At 56.7% G+C, this 23,711-nt stretch carries 23 protein-coding genes and 1 tRNA gene; 11 read left to right on the top strand and 13 right to left on the bottom strand.

Features of this window, described 5'->3' with window-relative positions:
- Window positions 1-81: 81 nt before the first annotated feature.
- From ABD920_RS23130 to thpR, 3 genes are all read right to left on the bottom strand, one after another.
- On the bottom strand, window positions 82-789 hold the full coding sequence (locus ABD920_RS23130) for a class I SAM-dependent methyltransferase (RefSeq protein WP_345162830.1): 708 nt from the start codon (window positions 787-789) through the stop codon (window positions 82-84).
- 36 nt (window positions 790-825) lie between these two features.
- Entirely contained in the window at window positions 826-1,317 is a 492-nt protein-coding gene (locus ABD920_RS23125) for a CinA family protein (RefSeq protein WP_345162828.1), read from the bottom strand.
- A 62-nt stretch (window positions 1,318-1,379) separates the two neighbouring features.
- Window positions 1,380-1,925 (bottom strand): RNA 2',3'-cyclic phosphodiesterase, encoded by a 546-nt coding sequence (thpR, locus tag ABD920_RS23120; RefSeq protein ID WP_345162826.1) that lies wholly within the window; start codon window positions 1,923-1,925, stop codon window positions 1,380-1,382.
- Window positions 1,926-2,036: 111 nt separating this feature from the next.
- Between thpR and ABD920_RS23115 the strand changes: the two genes are divergently transcribed.
- Together ABD920_RS23115 and ABD920_RS23110 are read left to right on the top strand one after the other, a co-directional pair.
- The gene (locus tag ABD920_RS23115) at window positions 2,037-2,750 is read left to right on the top strand and encodes a phosphatase PAP2 family protein (RefSeq protein ID WP_345162824.1); all 714 of its coding nucleotides are present in this window, start codon (window positions 2,037-2,039) and stop codon (window positions 2,748-2,750) included.
- Window positions 2,751-2,872: 122 nt separating this feature from the next.
- A tRNA-Leu gene (locus tag ABD920_RS23110) sits at window positions 2,873-2,954 on the top strand.
- A 214-nt stretch (window positions 2,955-3,168) separates the two neighbouring features.
- On the opposite strand, the gene ABD920_RS23105 is transcribed toward ABD920_RS23110, so the two are convergent.
- From ABD920_RS23105 to ABD920_RS23085, 5 genes are all read right to left on the bottom strand, one after another.
- Window positions 3,169-4,800, bottom strand: coding sequence for an ArnT family glycosyltransferase (locus tag ABD920_RS23105; protein WP_345162822.1), 1,632 nt, complete (start codon window positions 4,798-4,800; stop codon window positions 3,169-3,171).
- 3 nt (window positions 4,801-4,803) lie between these two features.
- On the bottom strand, window positions 4,804-5,451 hold the full coding sequence (locus tag ABD920_RS23100; RefSeq protein WP_345162820.1) for a lipid-A-disaccharide synthase N-terminal domain-containing protein: 648 nt from the start codon (window positions 5,449-5,451) through the stop codon (window positions 4,804-4,806).
- Window positions 5,438-6,190 carry a glycosyltransferase gene (locus ABD920_RS23095; protein ID WP_345162818.1) on the bottom strand — a complete coding sequence of 251 codons (753 nt, stop codon included), beginning with the start codon at window positions 6,188-6,190 and terminating at the stop codon, window positions 5,438-5,440. Before ABD920_RS23095 ends, ABD920_RS23100 begins: the two co-directional genes overlap by 14 nt.
- A gap of 80 nt (window positions 6,191-6,270) precedes the next feature.
- A complete protein-coding gene (locus ABD920_RS23090; RefSeq protein WP_345162816.1) occupies window positions 6,271-7,326 on the bottom strand; it encodes an NAD-dependent epimerase/dehydratase family protein in 1,056 nt (351 codons plus the stop codon).
- Between the two features lie 268 nt (window positions 7,327-7,594).
- Window positions 7,595-7,867 (bottom strand): hypothetical protein, encoded by a 273-nt coding sequence (locus ABD920_RS23085; RefSeq protein WP_345162814.1) that lies wholly within the window; start codon window positions 7,865-7,867, stop codon window positions 7,595-7,597.
- 403 nt (window positions 7,868-8,270) lie between these two features.
- Between ABD920_RS23085 and ABD920_RS23080 the strand changes: the two genes are divergently transcribed.
- The 4 genes from ABD920_RS23080 to ABD920_RS23065 all read left to right on the top strand — a co-directional run bounded on the left by ABD920_RS23080 (window position 8,271) and on the right by ABD920_RS23065 (window position 14,076).
- Complete coding sequence (locus tag ABD920_RS23080) at window positions 8,271-8,966, top strand: phosphatase PAP2 family protein (protein WP_345162812.1); 696 nt, start codon at window positions 8,271-8,273, stop codon at window positions 8,964-8,966.
- A 177-nt stretch (window positions 8,967-9,143) separates the two neighbouring features.
- Window positions 9,144-12,029, top strand: a complete 2,886-nt coding sequence (locus ABD920_RS23075) for a tetratricopeptide repeat protein (RefSeq protein ID WP_345162811.1) — start codon at window positions 9,144-9,146, stop codon at window positions 12,027-12,029.
- Window positions 12,030-12,098: 69 nt separating this feature from the next.
- Window positions 12,099-12,674 carry a SixA phosphatase family protein gene (locus ABD920_RS23070; protein WP_345162809.1) on the top strand — a complete coding sequence of 192 codons (576 nt, stop codon included), beginning with the start codon at window positions 12,099-12,101 and terminating at the stop codon, window positions 12,672-12,674.
- A gap of 118 nt (window positions 12,675-12,792) precedes the next feature.
- On the top strand, window positions 12,793-14,076 hold the full coding sequence (locus tag ABD920_RS23065) for a DUF389 domain-containing protein (protein WP_345162807.1): 1,284 nt from the start codon (window positions 12,793-12,795) through the stop codon (window positions 14,074-14,076).
- Here ABD920_RS23065 and ABD920_RS23060 read toward each other — a convergent pair.
- From ABD920_RS23060 to ABD920_RS23045, 4 genes are all read right to left on the bottom strand, one after another.
- On the bottom strand, window positions 14,068-14,499 hold the full coding sequence (locus tag ABD920_RS23060; protein WP_345162805.1) for an RDD family protein: 432 nt from the start codon (window positions 14,497-14,499) through the stop codon (window positions 14,068-14,070). The genes ABD920_RS23065 and ABD920_RS23060 overlap by 9 nt on opposite strands.
- Before the next feature lie 152 nt (window positions 14,500-14,651).
- Window positions 14,652-15,146 carry an RDD family protein gene (locus ABD920_RS23055; protein ID WP_345162804.1) on the bottom strand — a complete coding sequence of 165 codons (495 nt, stop codon included), beginning with the start codon at window positions 15,144-15,146 and terminating at the stop codon, window positions 14,652-14,654.
- A 73-nt stretch (window positions 15,147-15,219) separates the two neighbouring features.
- A complete protein-coding gene (locus tag ABD920_RS23050; RefSeq protein ID WP_345162802.1) occupies window positions 15,220-16,194 on the bottom strand; it encodes a cytochrome C in 975 nt (324 codons plus the stop codon).
- 617 nt (window positions 16,195-16,811) lie between these two features.
- On the bottom strand, window positions 16,812-18,248 hold the full coding sequence (locus tag ABD920_RS23045) for a dicarboxylate/amino acid:cation symporter (protein ID WP_345162800.1): 1,437 nt from the start codon (window positions 18,246-18,248) through the stop codon (window positions 16,812-16,814).
- Between the two features lie 310 nt (window positions 18,249-18,558).
- Here ABD920_RS23045 and ABD920_RS23040 point away from each other — a divergent pair, with 310 nt between their 5' ends.
- From ABD920_RS23040 to ABD920_RS23020, 5 genes are all read left to right on the top strand, one after another.
- Complete coding sequence (locus tag ABD920_RS23040; protein WP_345162798.1) at window positions 18,559-19,548, top strand: dipeptide epimerase; 990 nt, start codon at window positions 18,559-18,561, stop codon at window positions 19,546-19,548.
- A gap of 172 nt (window positions 19,549-19,720) precedes the next feature.
- A complete protein-coding gene (locus tag ABD920_RS23035; protein WP_345162796.1) occupies window positions 19,721-20,170 on the top strand; it encodes a MarR family winged helix-turn-helix transcriptional regulator in 450 nt (149 codons plus the stop codon).
- Window positions 20,171-20,210: 40 nt separating this feature from the next.
- Window positions 20,211-20,888: a YceI family protein gene (locus ABD920_RS23030; protein WP_345162794.1), complete on the top strand. Its 678-nt coding sequence runs from the start codon at window positions 20,211-20,213 to the stop codon at window positions 20,886-20,888.
- 436 nt (window positions 20,889-21,324) lie between these two features.
- Window positions 21,325-21,996, top strand: a complete 672-nt coding sequence (locus ABD920_RS23025; protein ID WP_345162792.1) for a YceI family protein — start codon at window positions 21,325-21,327, stop codon at window positions 21,994-21,996.
- A gap of 114 nt (window positions 21,997-22,110) precedes the next feature.
- Window positions 22,111-22,875, top strand: a complete 765-nt coding sequence (locus ABD920_RS23020; RefSeq protein ID WP_345162790.1) for a DUF6503 family protein — start codon at window positions 22,111-22,113, stop codon at window positions 22,873-22,875.
- 135 nt (window positions 22,876-23,010) lie between these two features.
- Here the strand turns inward: ABD920_RS23020 and ABD920_RS23015 are convergent, their stop codons facing one another.
- On the bottom strand, window positions 23,011-23,553 hold the full coding sequence (locus ABD920_RS23015) for a hypothetical protein (RefSeq protein ID WP_345162788.1): 543 nt from the start codon (window positions 23,551-23,553) through the stop codon (window positions 23,011-23,013).
- Window positions 23,554-23,711: the final 158 nt, after the last annotated feature.

The following is a 23,711-nucleotide window of genomic DNA, read 5'->3' as shown; positions in this document are numbered from 1 at the left end:
TGTCCAGATATATTTAGGAGGATATAAAGATAGGGTTTGTGCGGATGAGGTGCAATTTCTTCCCTGGCACGGGTACCTGAATCAGGTCCTATATAGCACCGGGTCATATCCCTTTGTAACGCAACACGCTCCACTGGCACCTCTGACAAACACCTTCGCCTGCACCATGTCCTTAAAAAAGCCCCGGCTATATACCTCCCGGAAACTCAGTGCCTCAAAATGATGGACATAATCCGGGAGCTGCCGCGCTTTCACGCCGCTTATCAACCCGAAAAAAAGGTACATTCCGCGGAGCAGCAGCCTTTGCGAGCGCGGCGGGGGCTGTTGCAGCGGCCAGAAATCAGCGAAAAGCCAGCTGCCGGCTGGTGTGAGGGCAGCGGCTAGCGCATCCATGAGCCGCTGCAGGCGGCGCGGCGGGAAAAGGTCGAGCAGGAAAGGCGTGAAGATGGTATCGAACCGCTCCTGCGGCTGCAGGGCCTGCTCGGTGCCCAGCCGGAAAGAAACAGTGCACCGGTGCGGCTGCCGGAAACCTGTATAGCGGCGCCTGGCCCGTTGCAGCATTGCGGGGGCGGCATCGATATATAAAATCTCCAGCTGCTTGCCGGTTCGCAGCAGCCGCTCCAGGAGCCAGCCGCCGCCACCCCCGATCACCAGCACGCGCCCCCGCTGCGGCACAAAAGGCAGCAAAGCCTCCTGTGCCTCCTCCAGCGCGTGGCCGTATACAAGGCGCGCCAGCCGGTCGTAGAAGGCGGCCACGCGGTCAAAGCCGCTGTCGGGGAGCCGTGGCAAGGGGAGGGGCAGTAGGTTCGGTAGCGAAGGCAGGCATCAGCGGCTGTAGTGCTCGTCGAGGATGCCCTGTATTTTCTGGAAGGTGAACTCTACCTGCTTCTGGCGGATGGCTTCGGTGTTGCCTTTGAATACTTCCCGGAACTCCTCGGCCTTACCGTCATAAAGAATGGAGATGAAGGTGCTGCCAACCGGTTTTTCAGTGGTTTCGGAGCCGCCTTCCCCCATCAGGCCTGTAATCGCGACGCTGATGCTGGCGTTCAGCTGCTTTTTCAGGCCCATCACCATTTCGTTGGTCACCTGCTGCGACTCGGCGGTATATAGGCTCAGCGTGTCTTTGTTCACGCCCAGCAATTTTTGCTTTACCTCGGGCTGATAGACCACGAGGCTCCCGAGCAGCACATCGCTGCTGCCTTTGGCTTTCACAAATTCGGCGGCCAGCAAGCCGGCTGTGCAACTCTCCGCAAATGCTACTGTCAGGCCTTTGTCTTTCAGGTCCATCATCAGCTTCGTCAGGTCAGTCTGGTTCATAGGTGGTATATAAATTGGGTTGCGGGCGCAGTGCATACATACTGCTTTTGCAGGAGGCGGGTTTAGCCTAGCCTGAAAGTTTCGAGCACACGGTACACGGGGTGCGGCGATGCCAACTCCGACTGCCACAGCGACACCGCCCGCACCTCGAGTTGCAAGGGGGCTTCTGTTCTTACGGCAGGCAAATCCATCGGGGCGGGCATGTCTTTGCGGAACCGCGCCAGCGTGACATGCGGGATGGCCTTCCGCTGTTTGGGCGGCGCTGGCGCCAGCGCCGCCGTCAAGTCGCGGCTCAGCGAGGCGAAGGCCTCCTGCTCCGCAAACCTTGCCCACATCAGCCGCGGGTGCCTCGGCTTGGGGCCGGGCTCGGTGCAGGCAAAATCGAGTGTGAAGGGCTGGTGCCGCTGCGCCACCTCTCCGACCGCCTGCCTGATGGCCGGCAGCTGTTGCAGGGGCACATTGCCGATGAAGTAAAGCGTGAGGTGCAGGTTCTGCGGGGGCACAAACCGGAGGGCCGGGTGCCGGAAGGCCTCCAACTGGTGCTGCAGTCGCTGTTTCAAGTCCTCGGGCAAGGTGGCTGCCACAAATAAGCGGATGCTGTCTTTCATGGATAACAAGATTTGGTTGTAGGGGTATATGGCCTTAACTTCTCCTGATTACGTAGGAAAGGGGGGAGTCTGACATGCGCTGCGGCGTGATTTGGAACGAAAAGCAAGAGTATGATTCAACGTGTCTTTAAGAGAATAGTGGCAGGCACCGCCCTGTTTACCGTCGAGCTGATTTTTATATGGCTGCTGTTCGTGGTCTGCATCATCGGCTTCCTGTATATAGGCGCAGAGATACTGCAGGGCGACAAGCTGAGCATCGACGCGGCTGCCTTCGGCTTTGCCAAGGACATTTCCAACCCTGGCTTAGACCAGCTGATCAAGATTGTGACATTTTTCGCCTCGAGGCAGTTCCTGACGCCGGCGGCGCTGCTGCTGGTCGCCTACTTTGTGTTCATTCGCAAACACCGGTGGTATTCGCTGAAAGTGCCGGTGGTGGCCCTGGGGAGCATTACCCTCAACATCGTGCTCAAGTTTTTCTTTGACCGGCCACGGCCCATCATGCCCCTGGTGGAGGCCTCGGGCCTGAGCTTCCCGAGCGGGCACTCCATGGTGGCGGCTTCTTTTTACGGGCTGATCATCTACCTGGTCTGGCATAACGTGCGGCCAGTCCTGTGGCGCAACGTGCTGGTGGGTTTTCTGATAATTTTTGTTTTGCTGATCGGCTTCAGCCGCATCTACCTGCGGGTGCATTACGCTTCCGATGTGCTGGCTGGTTTCTCGGCTGGTTTCCTGTGGGTTATCATCGGGATATGGGCCTTGCGAAGGCTTGAGCGGCTATCCAAAAAAGAGCTTGACCCGGTGGTGGAGGAAGAAACCGTCGCCTGACGCACAATTTTTTTTCGGGGCAGGCATTGCATATATAAATCTACCTATTACCTTTGCAATCCCAATCAACAACAAGGGTTAAGGGTTTTTGGGACGTTAATAGTAAATTTAGAGTGAGTTTCGCGCACGTGGCGAAACTGGTAGACGTGCAGGTCTCAGAAGCCTGTGCCTTCGGGTGTGGGAGTTCGAATCTCCCCGTGCGCACATCAACTCATCAAAAGCCAGTCTTCGGACTGGCTTTTGTGTTTTCCGGCCAGTAGGTTTTTTGGTTAGCAGCCGTCGTAAGGAAACCTTGCGGGATGTGCAGCTCCCGCGAGCATTTGAACTACCAATCCACAGCCTTTGCACCCCCAGGCACTGCGGAGTTTTCTGCTGTAAACGGCGAAGTTTGATATATAAGCCTGCCGGCCCGTCGCAATCAATAGTAAACCGTCCATTTCCCTGCCTGCTGCTGCTGCTTGAAATACTGAAGCATCCATGCCCGTTCCGTGGGAAGTTTGTTGCGCACCACCAGCACCGGGCGCTGCTGCAGCAGCGTTCGCAGGCGCGCCAGATCGTCCGGCTGCCTCAGGCGAAGCAGCTGCGTGCGCCACTTCGCATCCCGCTCAAATTGCGTCTCGCGCTCCAGGCTGCTGCTTTCGTCGTGCAACGAGATTATCTGCCTGTCCAGCTCGAAGGCGAGCGAAGGCAGCAGTTTATCATATACCAGTATGTTTCGCCCCTGCAGTTGGTTTGCCTTGATGATAGCTGCGACAGGGCGGCTGCCGTTCGTCAGGCTGGGGTTGCTGCCCAGCAGGTGCGTGGCATAAGGCAAAAGGGGCAGCGTGAATACAAGGCTGCTGAGCAGGAGCCTGTTGAGGTCCGGCATGCCGGAGCGCCGGAGCAGGAAGAGGCCCAGTAGCGTGAGCGCCGGGAACAGCAAAGCGGCCCAGGGCAGGGCGATGCCGACCGGCAGCACCGGGGCCAGCAGCAGGGCCACTGTGAGCGCTGCAAAGAACAAGATACTGCCCTTCGCAGCCTTCCGGGTGGCATCAGCGGGAAGGTTTACCAGAAGCCAGGATACCAGCAGCGCCAGGCCTGCAAACAGCGGCAGGATATATAGAATAAGCTTAGAGCCAGAGAAGGAGAAAAAGACAAGCGGCACCAGGAGCCAAAGAATGAACAGGCGCTTCTGCGCCGGGAGCAGCATTTTCAGCCTCCTGTAATTCACGGCAAGGATAGCAGCCCAGGGCAGGCTCATGGCAGGGGCCAGCACGAGATAGAACCACCAGGGCTTTGACCGCCCGAAGGCCTCCGGGTTGGCGTAGCGCTGCACCGTGTGCTTCAGGAAGAAGTAGTCAAAAAAGCGCGCGTCCTCGATCATCAGGTACAGATACCAGGAAGCCCCGACCAGCAGAAAAAGCCCTGCGGCAGGTACATGGTGCCACGTGCTGGGCCGACGGTCCGGGGCCGGTTTTGGCCTGTAGCCGATGGCCACCAGCACCGGGAAGATCAATCCGACCGGGCCTTTGGTGAGGAAAGCGAGCGCCAGCAGCAGGTAGAAGAAGTAAAGCCAGCCCGCGTCAGACCTGTATTTGTACCGCAGCCAGGCATATATGGCCGCCAGCTCAAAGGTGGTCAGGAAGGAGTCGGTGGTGAGGTTGCGGGCGGAGATGAGAACGGCAGGCATCGTGCTATATATAACCACGGCGATCAGCGCCTGTTTGCTGTTCCGGAAGAGCAAATTCCCGATCAGATACACCAGCAGCGCCTGCAGCACCAGCGACACCTGCAGGAAGAACCTCGCACCGAACGCATCCACCCCGAACAGCGCCATCCCGGTGGCGGAAACCATATAGGTAACCGGCGGCTTATGGAAGTGCTGAATACCCAGCAGGCGCGGGTGCAGCCAGTCGCCGCCGCGCAGCATTTCGCGGCTGATCTCGGCATAGCGGGCCTCGCTGGTCTCTATCACGCCCCAGCCGCCTGCATTGTAGAGCAACAGCAGGAACAACACGGAAAGCAGGGCATACAGCAGTTGGCTGCTGCGCAGGGAGTTGGGTTGCAGCATGGCTTAGTTGGTGGTGGAGTGTTGCCGGTGCTCGCGCAGCCCGATGATCATGTTCCGGCTATAGGCCGCTATCCCGAAGATCTGCCCCAGGAACAGCACCGGGTCGAGGCGGAGAATGGCGTAGGAGATAATCATGAGGCTGCCCGCCAGGCTGATGACCCAAAAACCGTTCGGGATGACGGACTCCTGCAGGCGCTCGGAGTAGTACCACTGGTACACAAAGCGCAGCGTGAACACCGCCTGCCCGGCCCCGCCCCAGGCAATGAGCGCGCCCGAGATCTTGCTGTGCGCCATGATATAGCTGAAGCTGTACTGGTCGCTCCAGAGCAGCCAACTGACCGCCAGGAACGGGAACGCCACGGCGCCCCAGCGCACAGGAGCCGCCAGCCCGTCCCAGATGTTCTTCAGCTTGATGTTGCGCAGGTATATAAAGTAGGAGACGAGCTGCCCGCCCACAATCACGATGTCGTTGCGGAGCGCGCCGTAGGCCATCAGCAGGATAGAGGCAACGATGCTGGTCGTCCAGAAAGAAGCCGGCGACAACACCCTGCCCGCTTTCTCCGACTTTACCCACTGGATGAGGATACGCGCTGAGAAGAGCAGCTGCGCGAGCAGCCCGGTGCCATATATCAGCACCTCAGATACGTCCATTCGTGACAGGCTGGTTCTCAAACTGCTCGGCAATCTGGTAATTTATATAGCGCTTGCGCATCCACCGGAAGGCGAACGTGTCGTTGAGCGGGCCCCACAGGCGGTTGAACAGGTGGTACTTGGAGTAGCCGGCGAAGCGCTCGAAGTGCTGCACGGGCAGTTGCTTCACCTTGCCACCCTGCAGCTGTATAAGCGCGGGCAGGAAGCGGTGCATCCCGTCAAAAAACGGCACGCGCTTGGCATAGGCGGCATCCACGATTTTGAGCGGGCAGCCGGTGTCCTGGATGCCGTCGTTGATCATATACCGCCGGAAGCCGTTGGCGATTTTGGACGACAGCCTTTTCACGAAGGTGTCCTTGCGCCTTGCCCGGATGCCGTTCACCATCTGGTACTCGGGCAAAAATCCGAAGAACAGCAGGAAATCGAGTGGCGAGGTTTGCAGGTCGGAGTCGATGTAACCGATGTAGGTGCTTTGTATATGGTCGATGCCCGCTTTGATGGCGGTGCTGAGGCCCCGGTTGCGGTCGAGGGAGAGGAAGCTGTAGCCGGGCTTGCTGTAGCAGATCGCGCGTATCTGGGCCAGGCTGCTGTCCGTGGAGCCGTCGTTCACGAAAAGCACCTGCGTTGGCATGGGGGACTGCTGCAGAAAGGCGTCCATGGCGTCGCAGAAGCGCGCCAGGCAGCCTTCTTCGTTGTAAACGGGCACAATAACCGTAAGAGAGGGGGCAGTAGGTGCCATTTTATCCAATTATGATGGTTTATATATGATTAAGCGGGTGAGGGGCAGGGGCTACAGATAGCCTTCGTCTAAAAGAGCCGTCACGCTGACGCTGCCAGATGCTCCAGTTCCTGCTTTTCGTGGTAGGCCTTGTACCAGTTCACGAATTTGCGCAGCCCTTCCTCTAAAGGAGTGTCAGGGCGGTAATCCACGGCGGCCTGCAGGTCTGTTACATCGGCAAAGGTTGCGGGCACGTCGCCGGGCTGCATGGGTTGCAGGTCGAGCACCGCCTTCCGGCCCAGCAGCCGCTCGAGCGTAGCGATGAGTTGGAGCAGGTGCTCCGGTTTGCTGTTGCCAATGTTGTAGAGTTTGTAGGGCGCTGTGGGATCGGGCTTGGGCCTCACCTCCACCAGCCTGGCGATGCTCTGCACCACATCATCTATATAGGTGAAGTCGCGGTACATTTCCCCGTGGTTGAAAACCCTGATCGGGGTGCCTGCCGCAATGGCCTTGGTGAAGCTGTAGTAAGCCATGTCGGGCCTGCCCCAGGGGCCGTACACGGTGAAGAAGCGGAGCCCCGTGACCGGCAATTGATAGAGGTGCGCATAGCTGTAGGCCATCACTTCGTTCGCCTTCTTGGTGGCGGCGTAAAACGAGATCGGCTGGTCGGTCTTCATGCTGGTTTTGAAGGGCGTCTCCTGGTTCAGGCCATATACGGAGCTGGAGGAGGCAAACAGCAGGTGCTGTATGCCGTGCCGGCGGCAGCTCTCCAGCACGTTGGCAAAACCCACCAGGTTGCTGGACACATAGGACTGCGGATGGTCCATGCTGTAGCGCACGCCGGCCTGTGCCGCCAGGTTGACCACGACGTCAAACTGCTGCGCTTCAAAAAGATGGTTCAGGGCAAGCTCGTCGGTCAGGTCGAGGTGGATGAAGCTGAGCCCTTCCCTGGTCCTGCTTGCCAGCAGCTGGTTGTAGCGGATATCCTGCTGCTCAAACCCCTGCAGTGCCAGGCGCCCGTATTTTAAAAGAGGATCGTAGTAAGAGACAATGGCATCAAGGCCAACCACTGAGCAGCCCAGCTGCTGTAAAGCGAGTGCCAGGTGGTGGCCAATAAACCCAGCGCTACCTGTTACCAGAATTTGAAGCTTCTTCATTCCCCCTTTTGATAATGTACTAGCTATATAGCTCACACTACGTGTGCGCAAAGGCCTTCGTTCTAAATTATATATTACTTATACTTTGTATAGTATAAGTTCAGTATAGGATTTTAAGCTGCTAATTAGTGTATGATTCTGTAAGGATTCTGTAGTTAAAACAAGCGCTGTATACTTTGGTTTTAAAAAGATAGCGGGTAAGCTCACTGCGGACCGCCCGGGCGGTCCTGTAAACAGGGGAGGGGGTTCGCGCAGAAGGTGGTTTTCTTCAGGCAGCATGCTGTCTGTTACTTAGCAGGCTTAAGAGCTCGGACGGGTAGAGTTCCCGCATCTGGCGGAGCAAGAACCGGAACAGAAAGTAGTCCTCCCGAGCCTTTTCCTGAGGAGTTAACCGCATTCTGTAGTCCAGCATGTACAGAAAGCACTGCGTGTTGTTATACAAAATAAATGCGTAGATATTCGTGAACAGCCTTTTGGCCTGTTTAGCGTCTAATTCATATTCCATTTCTTCGAGGACAGCCTTTGCCTTGTTGTCTTCCATTATCTTGAGGATAATCATATATATAAAATATTTATATAGTCCTAATCTGTTTTTAAAGTAAGGATTTGTATCAGACACTTACAATGACATTGGTCATGTTTGGCTATCGGTCAGCTATATAGGGCGATACAGGAAGCTCTGGCCAATAAACAAAAGCATTCGATGTAGCCTTCTGGGAAAATAACACGTAGGCATTCTATTTATAATTTTATATATAGAAGGAGATGATTTTAAAAGGCAGTGCTGATAGGATAGCCAGCAGTGGCGGCAGTTTCTCATCCCGATCAGGGTCTTACGGTACCATGGTTGGTGTCTTTGAAGTGTGGGGGTAGCCCGCTGTCGCATGCCAGGCTAACATGCTCCCGGACCGCCGCGTAAGCTATTTTATATAGGCAGTATATATATGAAGCGCATCACGCAACGACTCCTTAGCCTGCTGGCCCTTCTTTCGGTGGAAGTGGTCGTGCTGTGGGCGGTGTTCTGGGGCTGCCTGCTGCTGTTCCTGTATATGGCCAACGAGGTTTTCAGGCAGGGCGACACCGGGCTCGACGACGCCCTTTTTCGCTTTGCCGAAAGCCACACCTCTCCCCCGGTTACCCGGATGATGATCTTTGTCTCCTTCTTTGCCTCCGCCGATTACCTGATGGTGGTGCCCCCGCTGGTGGTGCTGGTGTTTTCTTTCTACAAAGGCCTGCGCTGGCTGGCCCTGAAAGTGCTGCTCATCTCCATGTCCAGCGCCGTTCTGAACCAGGTGATGAAGGGCATGTTTGAGCGGCCGCGCCCTGCGTTCGCCATGCTGGAGCAGTCGGGGCTCAGCTTTCCGAGCGGCCACGCCATGATCGGCGGCGCCTTTTATGGTCTGCTGATTTACATTGTGTGGCGTACCGTGCAGGACCGGGTGCTGCGCTGGGTGCTCACCGTGCTGCTCACCCTCCTGATACTGCTGATCGGCTACAGCCGCATCTACCTGAAAGTGCATTATGCCACCGATGTGCTGGCCGGATACGCCATGGGCTTTCTGTGGCTCCTGCTGTCGGTGTACTTTATGAGTAAGCTGGAGAAGATCTTTGTGAAGAAGGTGGAGGAGGAGCAGGCCTGAGCGGTGCTTCCCGTCTGCGGCTGGATTATATATAGCAGATTAAAGCGGGTCAGTTGGCATGGGATCGATAAAGTCTTTATTTTTAGCCTGGAAAGCCCCTGCTGTTTTTAAGGTAAATCGGGCGGGTTTTCAGCCTGTACCGGAAAGCATGAGAAAAAGAGTTTTCGCCTGATTCCCGTGTCTTTCACCTACCATACCATGCGCGCTATCCCCCATACGCTTCTGCTCTATATAGTTGCCCTGTTCGTGGCTCTCCCGGTGCTTGCCCAGCATCCCGACGATGTGGCGGCTGTGCGTGCGAAACTGCAGCAGGAGCGGCAGGAAGCGAAGCAGGAGAAACTTAGAAATGCGGCGGCCAAAGCAGGCAGGCTGCTGGAACTGGGCGAGTGGCAGGCCGCGGAAGATGTGCTCCGGAATGCCGAGCCAAGTATATCCGTTAAGCTGGCCCGGGCAAAGCTGGCGATGCTGCAGAACGAATTCAGGCATGCCGATGGCCTCGTGCAGGAGGTATTGCAGCAAAGCCCGAGGCAACGGGAGGCGCTGTTGCTACAAGGCAGACTGCAGGTACAGGCTTGGGAACTGAACAAAGCGATGGCTACCGCACAGCAGTTGCTGCAGGCAGATGCAGCAGACGAAGAAGCGGCGCTGGCTGCCGGGCGCATCCTGATGCTGCAGAAAAAGTATGGGGAGGCGCTGGCGTGGGCGCAGAAAGTGCAGGCACGGAACCCGAAGAACGCCGCAGCTTACCTGCTGGAGTCGGATGTGCATTTCTGGAACCAGGAACCGGAGCTTGCCGAGAAGCCGCTCATCACCAGCCTCACCCTCGACCCCTTCAATGCCGATGCGCGCTTTAACTACGGCTATGCCATCTGGCGCCGCGTGGACGCCACGCAGCTGAACGACATGGCGGCCCAGTGGGAACTGGCGCTGGAACTGAACCCGCTGCACTACGTCACGCACTGGCACTGGGGCAACGGCCACACTAACCTTACCTATGCCGATTATGCCCGCCCGGAGGATGAGACGGTGCGGGAGGCGTTGAAGGAGGCAGATAAACTGATCTCCGGAAACAAGCTGCAGGAGGCGCTGGCGGCGGCAGAGCAGGTGCAGCAAAAGTACCCGGCGTCGGTGCTGCCCGCCATGCTGCGCGGCTCCGTGTACTATATGGCCTTCTGCCTGGACCGCCAAACCCGCCTCGACTCCGCCCAATCCATTTTCCTGCGAGTTCTGCAGCGGAAAAAGCATTACGGCCCGGCGCACAACGCCCTGGCAGCGGTCATCAAGCAGAAACAACTAACTTTCCTGCACAACTACGACTCGCTGCAGCAGGTGGTGGCGCAGACAGACATTCAGGACCCGGTGAATTTCGCACAGGTGTTCCCGGACGTGAGCTATTACCCTGGCAGGGAGGTGCAGCAGATGGTATGGTCGCAACTGTACGAGAGCATCGTATATTTCCCGTTCCTGTCGCGGCAGGGGGAGAAGTTCGTGATACCGCCCCTGCATACCGACCTGGCCACCGCCATGAACTCGCCCTATTTCCGGCAGGCGACCACCTTCGACAACCGGCAGTGGATGGATATTCGGGGCGTGGGCAGCGGCGCGGCGGCGATTGAGTACGTGGTGCGGGGGGCTTACCTGGAGCGGAACGTGGTGCTGCACGAGTATGTGCACCTGTTCCACCAAAGCGTGTTCACTGACGCGGAGACAAGAGCCGTGCGCCGCCTTTACCACCAGGCCATGGCAGAGGGACGCACCCTGGATTATTATTCCGCCAACAACGAGCACGAGTACCTGGCCCAGACGTACCCCGCCTACTTCGAGCCGGTGAAAGTGCATCCGCTCAACCATAAATCCATCAACACCACCGCCGACCTGCGCGCGAAAGACCCGGCGCTTTACAGGTTTCTGGATGAGTTGGTGCAGCGGCAGCGGGCTTACCTCTCGGGAGACCGGGAGGCAATGGCCAGCAACTGGGCGCAGGTTTACATGAACCTGGCACAGCAGGAGACGAATTTAACGGAAGCGGCTGCCTTCCTCGACACCGCGCTCCTGTATGATGCGCAATACCAGCCTGCCTTGCTGGCCTATGCCGGCATCAGGCAGAGACAGAAGCAGTACGCCGCTGCAATAGACTGGCTGCAGCGGGCAAAAAACAGCAGGCCGGATTATGCCCCCATCTACATTGCGGAGGCAGAGCTGTTGGAAACGCAGCGGCGGGACGGGAGGCTGAACCCGCAGGAGGCGCTGGGTGGGCAGGTTGCCCTGTATCGCAAGGCGCTGGAACTGGAAGACGACCTGCTCTTGCGCGCCTACACCAACCAGTATTTCCGGGAGCTGTATGAGAACTATGCCCTGGTACCGGAAGCCGTGGCCACGGCCGAGAGTTATATAGCAGATGCGCCCACCATCTCTACTTACCTCCGCGACCGGCGCGACGAGGCCGTTGCCTATGCCAGCTGGCTTAAAGGAACAAGCCGCCCGAACCCGGAGGCGGCGCAGGAACTTGCAAAGTTAGTGGCGCTGAAGCCGCAGAATTATATGCTCCGCAGGCAATACGCCGAGGTGCTGGCCGCGCACGGCGACGTGACGCAGGCATATAACACGCTGGAAGAGGCGCAGCGCATATTGGCGGCCTCCGGCGCAGCCCGCCCAGACTATATGGTGCGGATGGCTGCCTGGCAGTTACAACTCGGAAACAAGGCCGCCGCCGAAGAACTCATCAAACCGATCCTTAGCCACCAGGTGAAGTTGAGTGGGGAGCAGTCGCTTTTAGCCGGCACACTCGCTGATATAGGGTATATAGCGCAGGCAGCGGCGGTTTTGGCGCAACAGCCAGCCCCGGAAACCGCACTGGAAACCGCCCTCCGCCACTATGCCACCGGGCGCCTGCTGGAGGCAAAGCACAAAAACAGGAAAGCCGCCCGGTCATATGAAGCGGCTTTGCAGGCCAATCCCTACAAAGCGGAGGTGCGCCAGCGGCTGGTGCAGTTGCTGGAGCGGCAGGGGAAACAAAAGCGGGCGGCACAGGTCCGGGCTGCGGGGCAAGAAATGATGTTGTAGCAAGCTGCATTCCTTGGTATATAGCACACCCATTATCACTTTATATATAAACCATATATACTCCTGCTTATGAAATTACATATCCTGTTCAAGCTGTGGGGCGCGCTCCTGCTGTGCTGTACCGCCGCCTGCCAGGGCAACTCCGGCGAAAGAGCCCTCGATGCCTCCGCCAGCAACACCGGAACAACCCCCACGGTCATTTACGTGGTGCGGCACGCTGAGAAAGACACCTCAGATGCCAGAAACGAGGACCCCGCCCTGACGCCCGCCGGGGAGGCACGGGCAGAAGCGCTTCGTGCGCTGCTGGAGGGGCAGGAGGTGGATGCCTTGTTCACGACCAAATACATCCGCAATAAAAATACGCTGAAGCCGCTGGCAGAGGCAAAGCAGCTGGAGATGCAGGAGTATGAGGCGCACGACTTCAGTAACCTGAAAGAACAGATCCTGCAACACCACCAGGGGGAGACGGTGGTGGTGGTCGGGCACTCGAATACAGTGCTACCTATCATCGAGGAGTTCGGAGCGGCAAAACCTGTAGCAGCAATTCCGGACAGCGAATACACTTACCTGTTCAAGCTGACAGTGACGCCCGACGGCGCTGCTACTGTGGAGACAGACCGGTTCGGGGCCAGCAGCACGGAGTAAAGCCTGCCGCAGCCGTGCCTCTTTCAGCCCCTTGCAGTTCTGTCTGAAGGGGCTGAGCTTTTTGTGCCAACACCCTCGGCGTCTGTCACCGTAGTATGGAAGGAGAAAGAGAAGAACTATGCGCAGATTAACAGTAAAAGTAAAGGCAGGAGAGGGAGAGGAGATAAAGAAAATAGCCAAGGAACACGAGGGTAAGAACCTGGCGGTGCAGTCGCTGAAAGACGGCGAACTGGTGACGGTGCACCTGAACAACGAGGCAGTGAGCAGCTTTGTAGAGCGCATCAGTGCGTATGAGGAGGCGGAGATCGTCCTGATCCCGCGCGGCGTCATCGCGCTTTACCCGCCGCAGGGAGAAGCACCTGACCAGGTGGCTGATGTGTCGTTCCGCAGCCCCCTCGAGATATTTCTGGGAGGGGTGCAAAGCGTCGGCTCCAAAAAAGGCTTGTTTATATATTCGGTGGCCGGGGGCATACTGGTCTGGGTTGGCCTGTACACGGGCACGATCTACCTGCTGGTGGCGGCTATGCTGGTGTCGCCGTTTGCAGGGCCGGCCATGAATGCCGCGCTTGCCGCCGCCGCAGGCAAAATGGGCTTGCTCAGGCAAAGCCTCCTGCGCTATTTTATGGCGATCGGCACGGCTATCATCGTTACCTACCTGCTTTCGCTTTTCGTGAACCAGCAGCATGCCACTCCTTTGATGGTTTCTGTGAGCCAGATTTCGCAAATGGCGGTGCTCCTGCCCCTTGTGGCCGGGGTGGCCGGGGGGGTAAACCTCATCTCCTCAGAGCGTGACAGCCTGGTGCCCGGGGCTGCCGTGGGCGTGCTGGTGGCGGCCTCGCTGGCCCCGCCCACCGGCCTCATCGGGATGGCGCTTAACTTCGGGAACTGGCAGCTGGTCCGGAGCGGTTTGTTTCTGCTGATCCTGCAACTGGCTGCCATCCAGCTGTCTGCTGCGCTGGTTTTCCGTTTCATGGGCAAGGTCACCAAAGAAGGCGCACGGTTTGCAGACGGCAAAGAGTATGTATTCAGGCTATCAATGGCGGCGTCGGTGCTGGTGGTGGCGGGGCTGTTGTACTGGCAGTTCTACAGCCAGCCGGGACTGCAGAAGTCGAGCCTGAGCACCCAGGTGACGGAGGTGATGCACACGGCGCTCGGCGAGCTGGAAGACGTGGAGACAATAGAGGTAAATGCCCGGTTCACGCGCGGCACGCTGCCCAACCTGAACCCGGTTATCTGCGAACTGTACCTCTACAACCGCAGCGCCACCCTGACAGATGCAGAGGTGAAGAAAGTCGTGAGCAACCTGCTGTACAAGCGCATTAAAGCGGAGAATCTGAATGCCGACCCGATGTTCAATATCACCGTGCTGGACTACCAGGGAAACCCGGCGACCTTACCTTAAAACCACCTTGGTTTTTGCCACCCTGTCGTGGAAAGTGCTGCGGGGGGTGTAGGAGGCGTCGGTCAGGAACCGCATCACCATCATAATCAAAGTGAGGGGTTTGGCAAAATAGCGGATGCTTGCTGCCCTGAAGCTGATGCGCCCGCCCGTAGCAGCGGTTACGCGCAGGTGCATGAGGTATTTGCCCAAAGTAGCCTGGCAGGGGCAGGTCTCGCTGCCCGCGAAATAGAGCCAGCCCAGCAACAGGTGCAGCAGGCGCTCCGGTTTCAGCAGCATCGCTTCATCGTCGCTGCTGAACGTGAGGTAATCGGCGATACCCACCAAAGTCAGCACAAGCAGCACATCGAGGGAGAAAGCCACGAGCCGCGTTCCAAAGCTGGCCAGTTCTTCCTTGCTTTCGGATGTGGTATAAAACGCTTGCATAAGTATAATTAAATCCGGAGGATGTGTTATACTTCGTTGTGATAACTAAGTTGCAGGCTCAATGCGGTTTGCCCACAGCCAAATTGTATAAAGTGGCATTGTTGTACTTACAGAGGCTTTCTGGAACAGGATATAAGCGCAATATGTGCCCGCTAACGGGGTAACTTCAGCACTAAGGTGCCGGCCAGCAGGTCGTGCAGGGCTTGGCGCCTGGGCGTAAAGGCTGCCATGATGTACCCGAGGAGCAGGATGAGCCCCGACAGCAGCTTACCGAAAAACCGCCCGGTGGCACGTGCAAAGGGGATAGGGTAGCCTTCCAGGTCCGTTACAAAGATGCCCATGGCCTGCTTGCCGGGAGTCGCCTGGTACGGGGAACTCTCGAATCCGGCATAATAAAGCCACCCGACCACCACCCCGATCATGTTCATCTTCAGGCGGGATTCAAGGTCCGCGATATCCGCAACAAGGGGCAGGCCCAGCACCAGCAGCGCCAGCGCCACCAATGCCGAGGTAAAGAGGCTGTCGATGAGCAAGGCCACGAAGCGAATCCAAAAATTCGCGTAGGTCAGTTGTACGGGTATTTTGTCTTCCTCCTGCTGATAGAGCTCCATTTGCTGCAGTTCTCCTTTTTGCAGGCTATAATACAACTTCTAAGGCTTTTGTACAAAAAAAGCTACCCGGCACAAGCCGGGTAGCCCCCTATGCCTAGACATCCTGCCTTCAGGATTTTACAGGCGGTGTAAAGCGCTCCATTTTGTTGTTTATAGGTTCTACAGACATCAGGTACCTGTATATGGCGCGCAGGTCCTCCTCCTCCATGCCTGCATACATACTCCAGGGCATAATCGTGTTCGGGCCGCCGGGCGCTACCGCCGCAGGGTGCTGCTGCATTTTAAAGCGCTGCACAAAGGCCTCCTCCGTCCAGGTTCCGATGCCGGTCTCCTTGTCCGGGGTTATGTTGGCCGCGCGCAGGATGCCGCCATCCGGCGTAGGGAATTCGGCGCCCCCTGCCAGGTGCATGCCCTCAATCGGGGTGTTCTTGTCGCGCGGGGTATGGCAGTCGCCGCAGGAGGCGATGGTAAGCAGGTATTTGCCTTTCGCCACCGTGCCATCCAGCGCTGTCTTCTCCAGGGCAGGCGCCTCATCAGAGGGCATCGTGCGCAGGATCAGGTTCATCGGGAAATCCGGGTCAGACTCCGGCACTTCGTTCCGGATGGGGGCGAGGGTGCGGATATAGGCGATGATGGCGTAGGCATCCTCTGTTCTCATCTGGTTAAAGGCTTTGTAGGGCATTACCGGGAAGAGCGGGGTGCCGTCCTTGCTCACGCCCTTGGTCATGGCCCTGTAAATCTCCCCGTCCGTCCAGGTACCAATGCCGGTTTCTTTGTCGGAGGTGATGTTTTTGGCGTAGAACGTGCCCGGGAAACCCAGCGCGTGATCGAATTTGTCGCCGCCTTTGCCCTCGGTGCCCGGCTGCAGCGGGCCTGAGAAGCGCGAGAAGTCACGGGTGGAGTGGCAGTCGATGCATACGGCCACATGGTTAGCCAGGTACTCGCCGCGCTCCACCAGGGCAGGGGTTTTCTCAATCGAGATCACGGGGGCGGCATCCACGTTCGGGAAGGCGTACTGCAGGTATATAAAACCTGCGGCAAGGGCAGCCACGACCACGGCCACTACGTATCCGGTAATTTTCAATGCTTTTTTCATACAGATCGTCCAGTTCTGCTTAAGTAGGTGAAATGAGGATGGGAGATACTGATTGTTAAATATCAATATTATATATGATTATTTGATAATAGATATGGCATAAATTCTATATAATTTTAGTGTATATATACTGCAGACAGGTGGACATATTGAAATCAACAGCAAACAGTAGGGGATAGGCTGTGCTGGAAGTATTAGGTGTTGACAGAGAGGTTGCTACAGGAGGAGAGGCAGGTGCAGCCAAAGTTTTTACTTTCGAGCTATCGGGTTATTATTTCTATGAATAGGTATGCAAGGTACCCGATGGCAGCGGAGCGAATGAACAGACTGAACGGAGAAATCTTGATCTATCCTGCTAATTCCAAATGATATAAACTGCGTACGAAGCTGTTCTTCTGAACCCACCCCTGCCCCTCCCAGGAGGGGATTCTGCAGACACGTAAACTGCAATGCGCAAAAACCGACTTGGTATAAAACTGCAAAACCCGCCACCTTGCCTTCTGGCAGCAGGAGCGGGTTTTGTCATGCTATATAGCTGCCTAAACGGCATCGGACGTCCGGGGAGAGGATACTCGGTTTATATAGGCTTCATATTTCTTTCCCTACTACACCAGTTCCCTTTCCCTGTCCTCTTCCGGCTGGCTTTGGGCCAGTTCCGGGATGGTTGTGTCCACCAGGCCTGTCTCTGGTTCCGGGTTGAACTCGCCTTCCCAGCGGGCCACTACGGCGGTGGCGAGGCAGTTGCCGGTCACGTTGATGGAGGTGCGGGCCATGTCCATCAGCTCGTCGATGCCGAGGATGGCGAACACCGGCCACACCGGCAGGTTGAAGGAGGCAACAGTGCCCAGCAAAATCACCAGGGAGGCGCGCGGCACGCCGGCCACGCCCTTGCTTGTCAGCATCAGCGTAAATACCATCACCAGTTGCTGCTGCCAGCTGAGCGGGATGCCGGCGGCCTGCGCCACAAACACCGAGGCAAGCGCCAGGTACAGCGTGGTGCCGTCGAGGTTAAAACTGTAGCCGGTCGGCATGACGAAAGCCACGATCTTACGCGGCACACCCATCTTCTCCATCTCTTCCATGGCCCGCGGCAACGCGGCCTCCGAGCTGGTGGTGGCAAACGCGATCGACACCGGACCCGAGACAGCCTGCAGGAACCGCCTGATGGGGATGCGGGCAATCAGGGCCACCGGCAGCAGCACCAGCAGCACAAAAGCGAAGAGCGCCACATACAGCGTGGCCAGCAACTGGAACAGGTTCAGCAGAATGCCGAAACCCATATGGCCGACTGTGTAGGCGATGGCGGCGCCCACCCCGATCGGGGCAAAATACATGATGATGTTGGTGAACTTGAACATGGTCTCGGAGAGGCTCTCGCAGAAGTCGAGCATGGGCTTGCGCTTTTTCTCCGTCACCATGGCCAGGCCGATGGCAAAGAGCACGCTGAACACCACGATCTGCAGCACCTGCCCCTCCACCACCGACTTGGCGATGTTCTCCGGGAACACGTGCAGGACAATGTCGGAGGTGCTTTGCGGCGGCACGGCGGCTATTTCCTCCTGGCTCTGGGCCAGCCCCGCGTCAATGCCCTCCCCGGCCTTGCTGATGTTGATGGCCGCCAGGCCGATGAAGAGCGCCAGCGTCGTCACGACCTCGAAGTACAGGATGGCTTTCCAGCCCATGCTGCCCACCTGCTTCAGGTTGGAGTGGCCGGCAATGCCCACCACCAGCGTGGCAAAAATGAGCGGCGCGATAATCGTTTTAATGAGCTTGAGGAAAATCTTGCTCAGCACGTTAAGGTTGGTGGCGAAAGCCGGGAAGTCGTAGCCGATCTCAGCGCCCACCACCATGCTCACGAGAATCCAAGTGGTGAGGGAGCGCTTCTGCAGGCCGTAGAGGAGAAGCACCGCGATGCCTGCCCAGCGCACTGCCAGCAGCGCCTCCGGCGGCAACGAAACAAAGCCGTATTGCTGCAGCACCGTAAGAATGGCCGCGACGGTGATACACACCAGCGTGGCCAGGGGTAAGAAAGGTTTTTTCATCAAAAGAAATAAAGTAGAAAAGCAGCCGGCAACGCGTGGCAGCCACCCGAAAAGCTTTTGTAGGAAATGCGTCTGTAAAGCCTTTTTTCTAAGCGATTGCCGACAGGGCACAGCTACATTAGCTTAGCAAATATAGGAGCAAAAAACACATCTGCAAACAGGCTCTCTACGTTTTCAAGTCAATAAAAACGGCGGCAGAGCTGCCCGGAGGCAAAATTTGCCTCTATGTGCTCTTGCGAAGCGCCTGAATAGCTTTTTAAGTGAAAAAGGTGCAATTTATGCTGACCAACCACATGCTATAACCTTACTTATGCTGACATGGCGCATCGAGGCCTTGCACCTCAAACTGAAGTACACCTGGAAAATCGCCCGGAACGCCAGCGACGAGAAGCTCAACTTCCTGGTGCAGGTAACGGACGGTACCTTTAGCGGCTTCGGTGAGGCCGCCCCGAATATCCGGTACGGCGAAACGCCTGAGTTGCTGCTGCAGCAGTACCAGGTGTTGCTGATGGCGGGCCTCGCCGGGATGAAGAGCATGGAGGATCTGCTGCAGCTGCTGCAGGAGCACCCGCCGGTGAACGCGCTGCGCTTTGCCGTGGAGTCGGCTTACCTGCATTACTTTTGCCAGCACAAGAATATCGCCGTGCACCAGCTGCTGGGCCAGCGGCCGCCGGGGCAGCAGGCCACCTGTTACTCGCTGCCCATGATGGAGGCCGGGCAGGTGCAGGAGTTTATACAGGCCAACAACCTGAACCGCTTCCAGAGCCTGAAGCTGAAAGTGAACCAGGAGAACGGGCTGGACCTGGTGCAGGAGGCGCTGAAGGCCACGCACCGCAAAATAGTGATCGACGGCAATGAGAGCTGGCAGAACCCCGACGAGCTGATGACCTTCCTCACCGCGCTGGACCCGGCGCAGGTGCTGTTTGTGGAGCAGCCCATGCCTGCCTCGCATGCCGCGGCCTATGCCCACCTGAAGGAAACCACTCCCATTCCGCTGGTAGCCGACGAGTCGGTGACGGATACAGCCGACTTCGAGCTGCTGCGCACCGAGTTTCACGGGGTGAACATCAAGCTGATGAAGGCGGGCGGCTACCTGAACGCGGTGCGCCTGCTGAAGGAGGCCCGCAAGCACGGCATGATGGCGATGATCGGCTGCATGGTCGAGACGTCGCTGGGCATCTGGTCGGCCATGCAGCTGAGCAGCGCTTTCGACTTCGCCGACCTCGACGGCTTCCTGATCATCGAGGAGGAGCCCTTCCAGTTAGTGCGGGAGCAGGACGGCGTTCTTTTCCTGAAATAACGCTCGCTTCCGGCGCGCTGCGCTGCCAATGCATCAGGGAGTTAACTTTTACTGCGTTCAGTTTGTTTACCAAAGAAATAGAACGGACCAGAAAATAAATCTGCATGAATTGTTTGTACATTAAATGTATGTACATATATTTGCATACGATTCAGGCGCAGCAGTTTTTAAGATGAAGATAGAAGAAGAAATCAGACAGAGTGCATTCAAGAGCGAGCACCAGAAAGCGCATATCAACCTGATCTATACATCCGGGTGGGTGCAGCAGGCGCAGGCGGCCCTGTTCAAGCCCTACGGCGTCACGCTGCCGCAGTACAACGTGCTGCGTATCCTGCGGGGGCAGCACCCCAAGCCGGCCACCATCAGCCTGCTGATCGAGCGCATGCTGGACAAAACCTCCAACGCCTCCCGCATTGTGGACAAGCTGGAGGCAAAGCAGCTGGTGACGCGCAAGCAGTGCCCGGCCGACCGCCGCACCGTGGACGTGCTGATCACGGACAAGGGCCTGGCTTTGCTGAAGGAGATGGATGTCCTGGAGAGCGGGGAGGGAACGGGGATCACCCATCTGACTACGCAGGAGGCAGAGCAGCTGAACGTGCTGCTCGATAAAATCAGAGGATAAACAAAACCATACCCTATATAGCATCTATAATTAACAAAAAATGAAAAAGATCACAGTCCTTGCCTCCCTTGTGGGCGCCCTTATGTTTACAGCCAATGCCGGGAATACCTGCAACGGCAATATTGCTGCCACTACCGAAGCGGCCGCACCTGCGAAAGCGAGTGCCTACCAAGTAGACGTAGCGAAGAGCGACGTAAAGTGGCATGCCAAGAAAGTAACCGGCGAGCATTTCGGCACCATCGACCTGAACAGCGGCCAGATGGACGTGCAGGGCAGCAAAGTGGTGGGCGGCACCTTCACCTTCGATATGGGCTCCATTGCGGTGACCGACATCAAAGACCCGGAGTATAACCAGAAGCTGGTGGGCCACCTGAAGTCGGATGATTTCTTCAGCGCTGACAAGAACCCAACGGCGACTTTCAAGATAACGAGCGTGAAGCCGGTGGCTAAAGCGGCTGCGGGCCAGGCAAACGCCACTGTAACCGGCGACCTGACCATCAAAGGCATCACCAAGCCCGTTACTTTCCCGGCCACTATTACGGTGAAAGACGGCGTGGCCAGCGCGAAAGCCGATGTAACCATAGACCGCTCCAAGTTCGACATCCGCTACGGGTCCAAGAGCTTTTTCGATAACCTGGGCGACAAAGCCATATATGATGAGTTTGTGGTGACGCTTGATGTAACCGCGCGCCGCTCTACCGCGACAGCGCAGCGGTAAACTATATTTAACCGGCCTTTCCTGAAGCCGCTCCAAGCCTTGTAGCTATGGGGCGGTTTCTTTTTCAGGCAGAGGCAAACCGTGGAAGCCTGTATAGCCGCCAGAACATACGGCAGCATTGTGTGTTTATGGTTGCGAAAGGCATTGTTTTCCGCAGAATTGCCTGGCAGCGGGTGAACAGCCAAGCACAAGGCCTGTCTATATATAGGCTCTACCCAGGCCCATGATACCCGTACAAAAGGCCGCTTATATGTTTCCAGAAAGCACTGGTAATCTTGTTCAGGCATCTCTAACTCCTTAATCGGAAGGGGAATGAACTAAAATATTGTTAAATTGTTTGTACATTAAATGTATATACATATATTTGTGCCGGAACCGGGCATACGCTTCGGGGCAGGATACAGAATTAAATTAAGAATCAGTTAAAAACACAATCATGAAAAGAACAGCCATTTATGCTTCATTTGCTGCAGCCCTTTTGTTTACAGCTTGCAGCAGCGAGACAACCGAAACAGCTGAGACCACTGAAACGGTAGCGACCACCGACGCAGCCACAACAACTGCCGAGGGCGAAATCTATGAAGTGGTGGCGCAGGAAAGCAAAGTGAACTGGAACGGCAAGAAAGTAACCGGGGAGCACTCCGGTACCATTGCCCTGCAGGACGGGGAGTTGAAAGTAGCCGGCGACCAGCTGACTGGCGGCACGTTGGTGATCGACATGACCTCGCTTGCCAACACCGACCTGACTAACCCTGAGGACAACGGCAAGCTGGTGGGGCACCTGAAGTCGGATGATTTCTTTGGCGTGGAGAAGCACCCAACGGCTACGTTCGAAATCACCAACGCATCCCCGATTGCCGGAGCAGCCGCAGGCCAGCCGAACTACAACGTAGAGGGAAACCTGACGATCAAAGACAAGACGAACCCTGTTACCTTCCCGGCCACCGTTAACGTGACCGGCGACGTGGTGACAGCGCAGGCTGACGTACAAGTAGACCGTACGAAATATGACATCCGCTATGGCTCTAACAGCTTCTTCGACGACCTGGGCGACAAGGCAATCAACGATGAGTTTACCGTTAGCTTCGACCTGACGGCTCAGAAATAAATAACACCTGTTTTCATTTCGATTTCCGCCCCGCGCTCCCGAAGTGCCGGGGCGGTTTTCGTTTGGGCAGCTTTCAGGGTTAATCCTTATATTTGGACACACAAATTGCTACATATGACGAACCCGATGCAACGCCTATATATACTGCTGGCGCTCCTGCTCTTTATGGCGAATGGCTGCACCCAGGAAGAAACATCAGAGGCGCAGGAAATTGTGGATGCTGCCATCGCCGCGCACGGCGGCGAGTTGTTAGACAAACGCGTGGTCACTTTCAAGCTGCGCGACATCCAGTACCGGGCCCTGCGCGACGAGGGTGCCTACGTCTACAGCCGCACCTTCACCCACGACTCCACCGGGCAGCGCATCCACGACGTGCTGCGCAACAGCGGCTTTGAGCGGACCGCGGACGAAGCGGTGGTGGACTTGCCGCAGGAAAGGCAGGAGGCTTTCAGCGCCTCCGTGAATTCAGTTATATACTTCGCCTTGCTGCCTTACTTCCTCAACGATGCCGCCGTGCAGAAAAAGTACTTGGGTAAGGCCACGGTGAAAGGCGAGCCATACGATAAAGTGCAGGTAACGTTTGAAGCCACGGGTGGGGGGGAAGACCACGAGGATGTGTACGTGTACTGGTTTCATCGGGGGCGCCACACCATGGACTACCTCGCCTACAGCTTCGAAGAGGAGGACGGGTCAGAGGGCACCCGCTTCCGGGAGGCCGTGAACCCGCGCGAGGTCGGCGGCGTGCGCTTCCAGGACTATATAAACTATACCTCCAAAGAGCAGTTCCCGCTCGAAAACTATGACCGCGCTTTTGAAACGGGCAAGCTGGAGAAAGTGTCCGAGATCAACCTGGAGGACGTGAAAGTGAGCGGAATTTAATCTTGGTTGTGTGAATCTTGATTTTGAATGAGGAACGGGGTGAATGAGCTTTGAAATTGACTGCTACAGCGGTTGTCTCTTCCATCATATATAGCTCCTTTAACTTTTCAGAAGTCAGTTACTCATAATTAGAACTCATGCTACCTCAAACGCATGGGGCAGGGCTACAGGCACCGGCTTGTCCCGGTTGTGGATCTGCTGCAGCAAGTTGTCCAGTTCCTGCTTGTACTCCAAGTGGTAATCTTCGTGCAGGTTTTTGCGGATAAGCTGCATGGTGCGGAGCAGCAGGCGGGCAGTAGCGGTGTAAAAGCCTTTGTAGTAGCTGTCGAACTGACCGGTGAAGTTGCTGAAGATGAGGCGCAGCGTGTACAGGTTAAGGTCTACCTCGCCCTTCGGGTTTTTGGTGATGCGCTTAAACCGGGCCACTTCCTTCAATGACTTGCGGAGGGCTTTGGTGAGCGCCTTTGCCAGGCTGCGGCCACTTGCGTTTAGCAGCAGCTCGTGTATTTTATCTGTCGTCTGCTCAGTCAGTTCTTCCAGCGTGAGTTCCTCCAGCTCAAACGAGAGCAGGTCGTACAGTTCGGCATCGCGGCGGGCCGCTTTTAAAATGATGGCTTCTTTTTCCTTGTCGCTCAGCTGCTTTACTGCCTGACGAAAAGCCGGGGAGATGGCTGGCATATATACTCTCGTATCGTTTGAAAAATAGTACTAACTCAGCTAAGGTTTTTCTACGGGTGCTGCCCCGTTGCAATACGCGCAAACGAAGCATCCCGGAAATAGTTGAGAACCCCGCCATTAATTTATGTGCTGCCGGCCGGGCTAACGTGGTCTTTTTA

This window comes from Pontibacter saemangeumensis (assembly GCF_039541895.1).
GTDB classification, from domain to species: domain Bacteria; phylum Bacteroidota; class Bacteroidia; order Cytophagales; family Hymenobacteraceae; genus Pontibacter; species Pontibacter saemangeumensis.
Note: the sequence above shows the minus strand (reverse complement) of the source record. Positions and strands in the feature narration are given on the sequence as shown.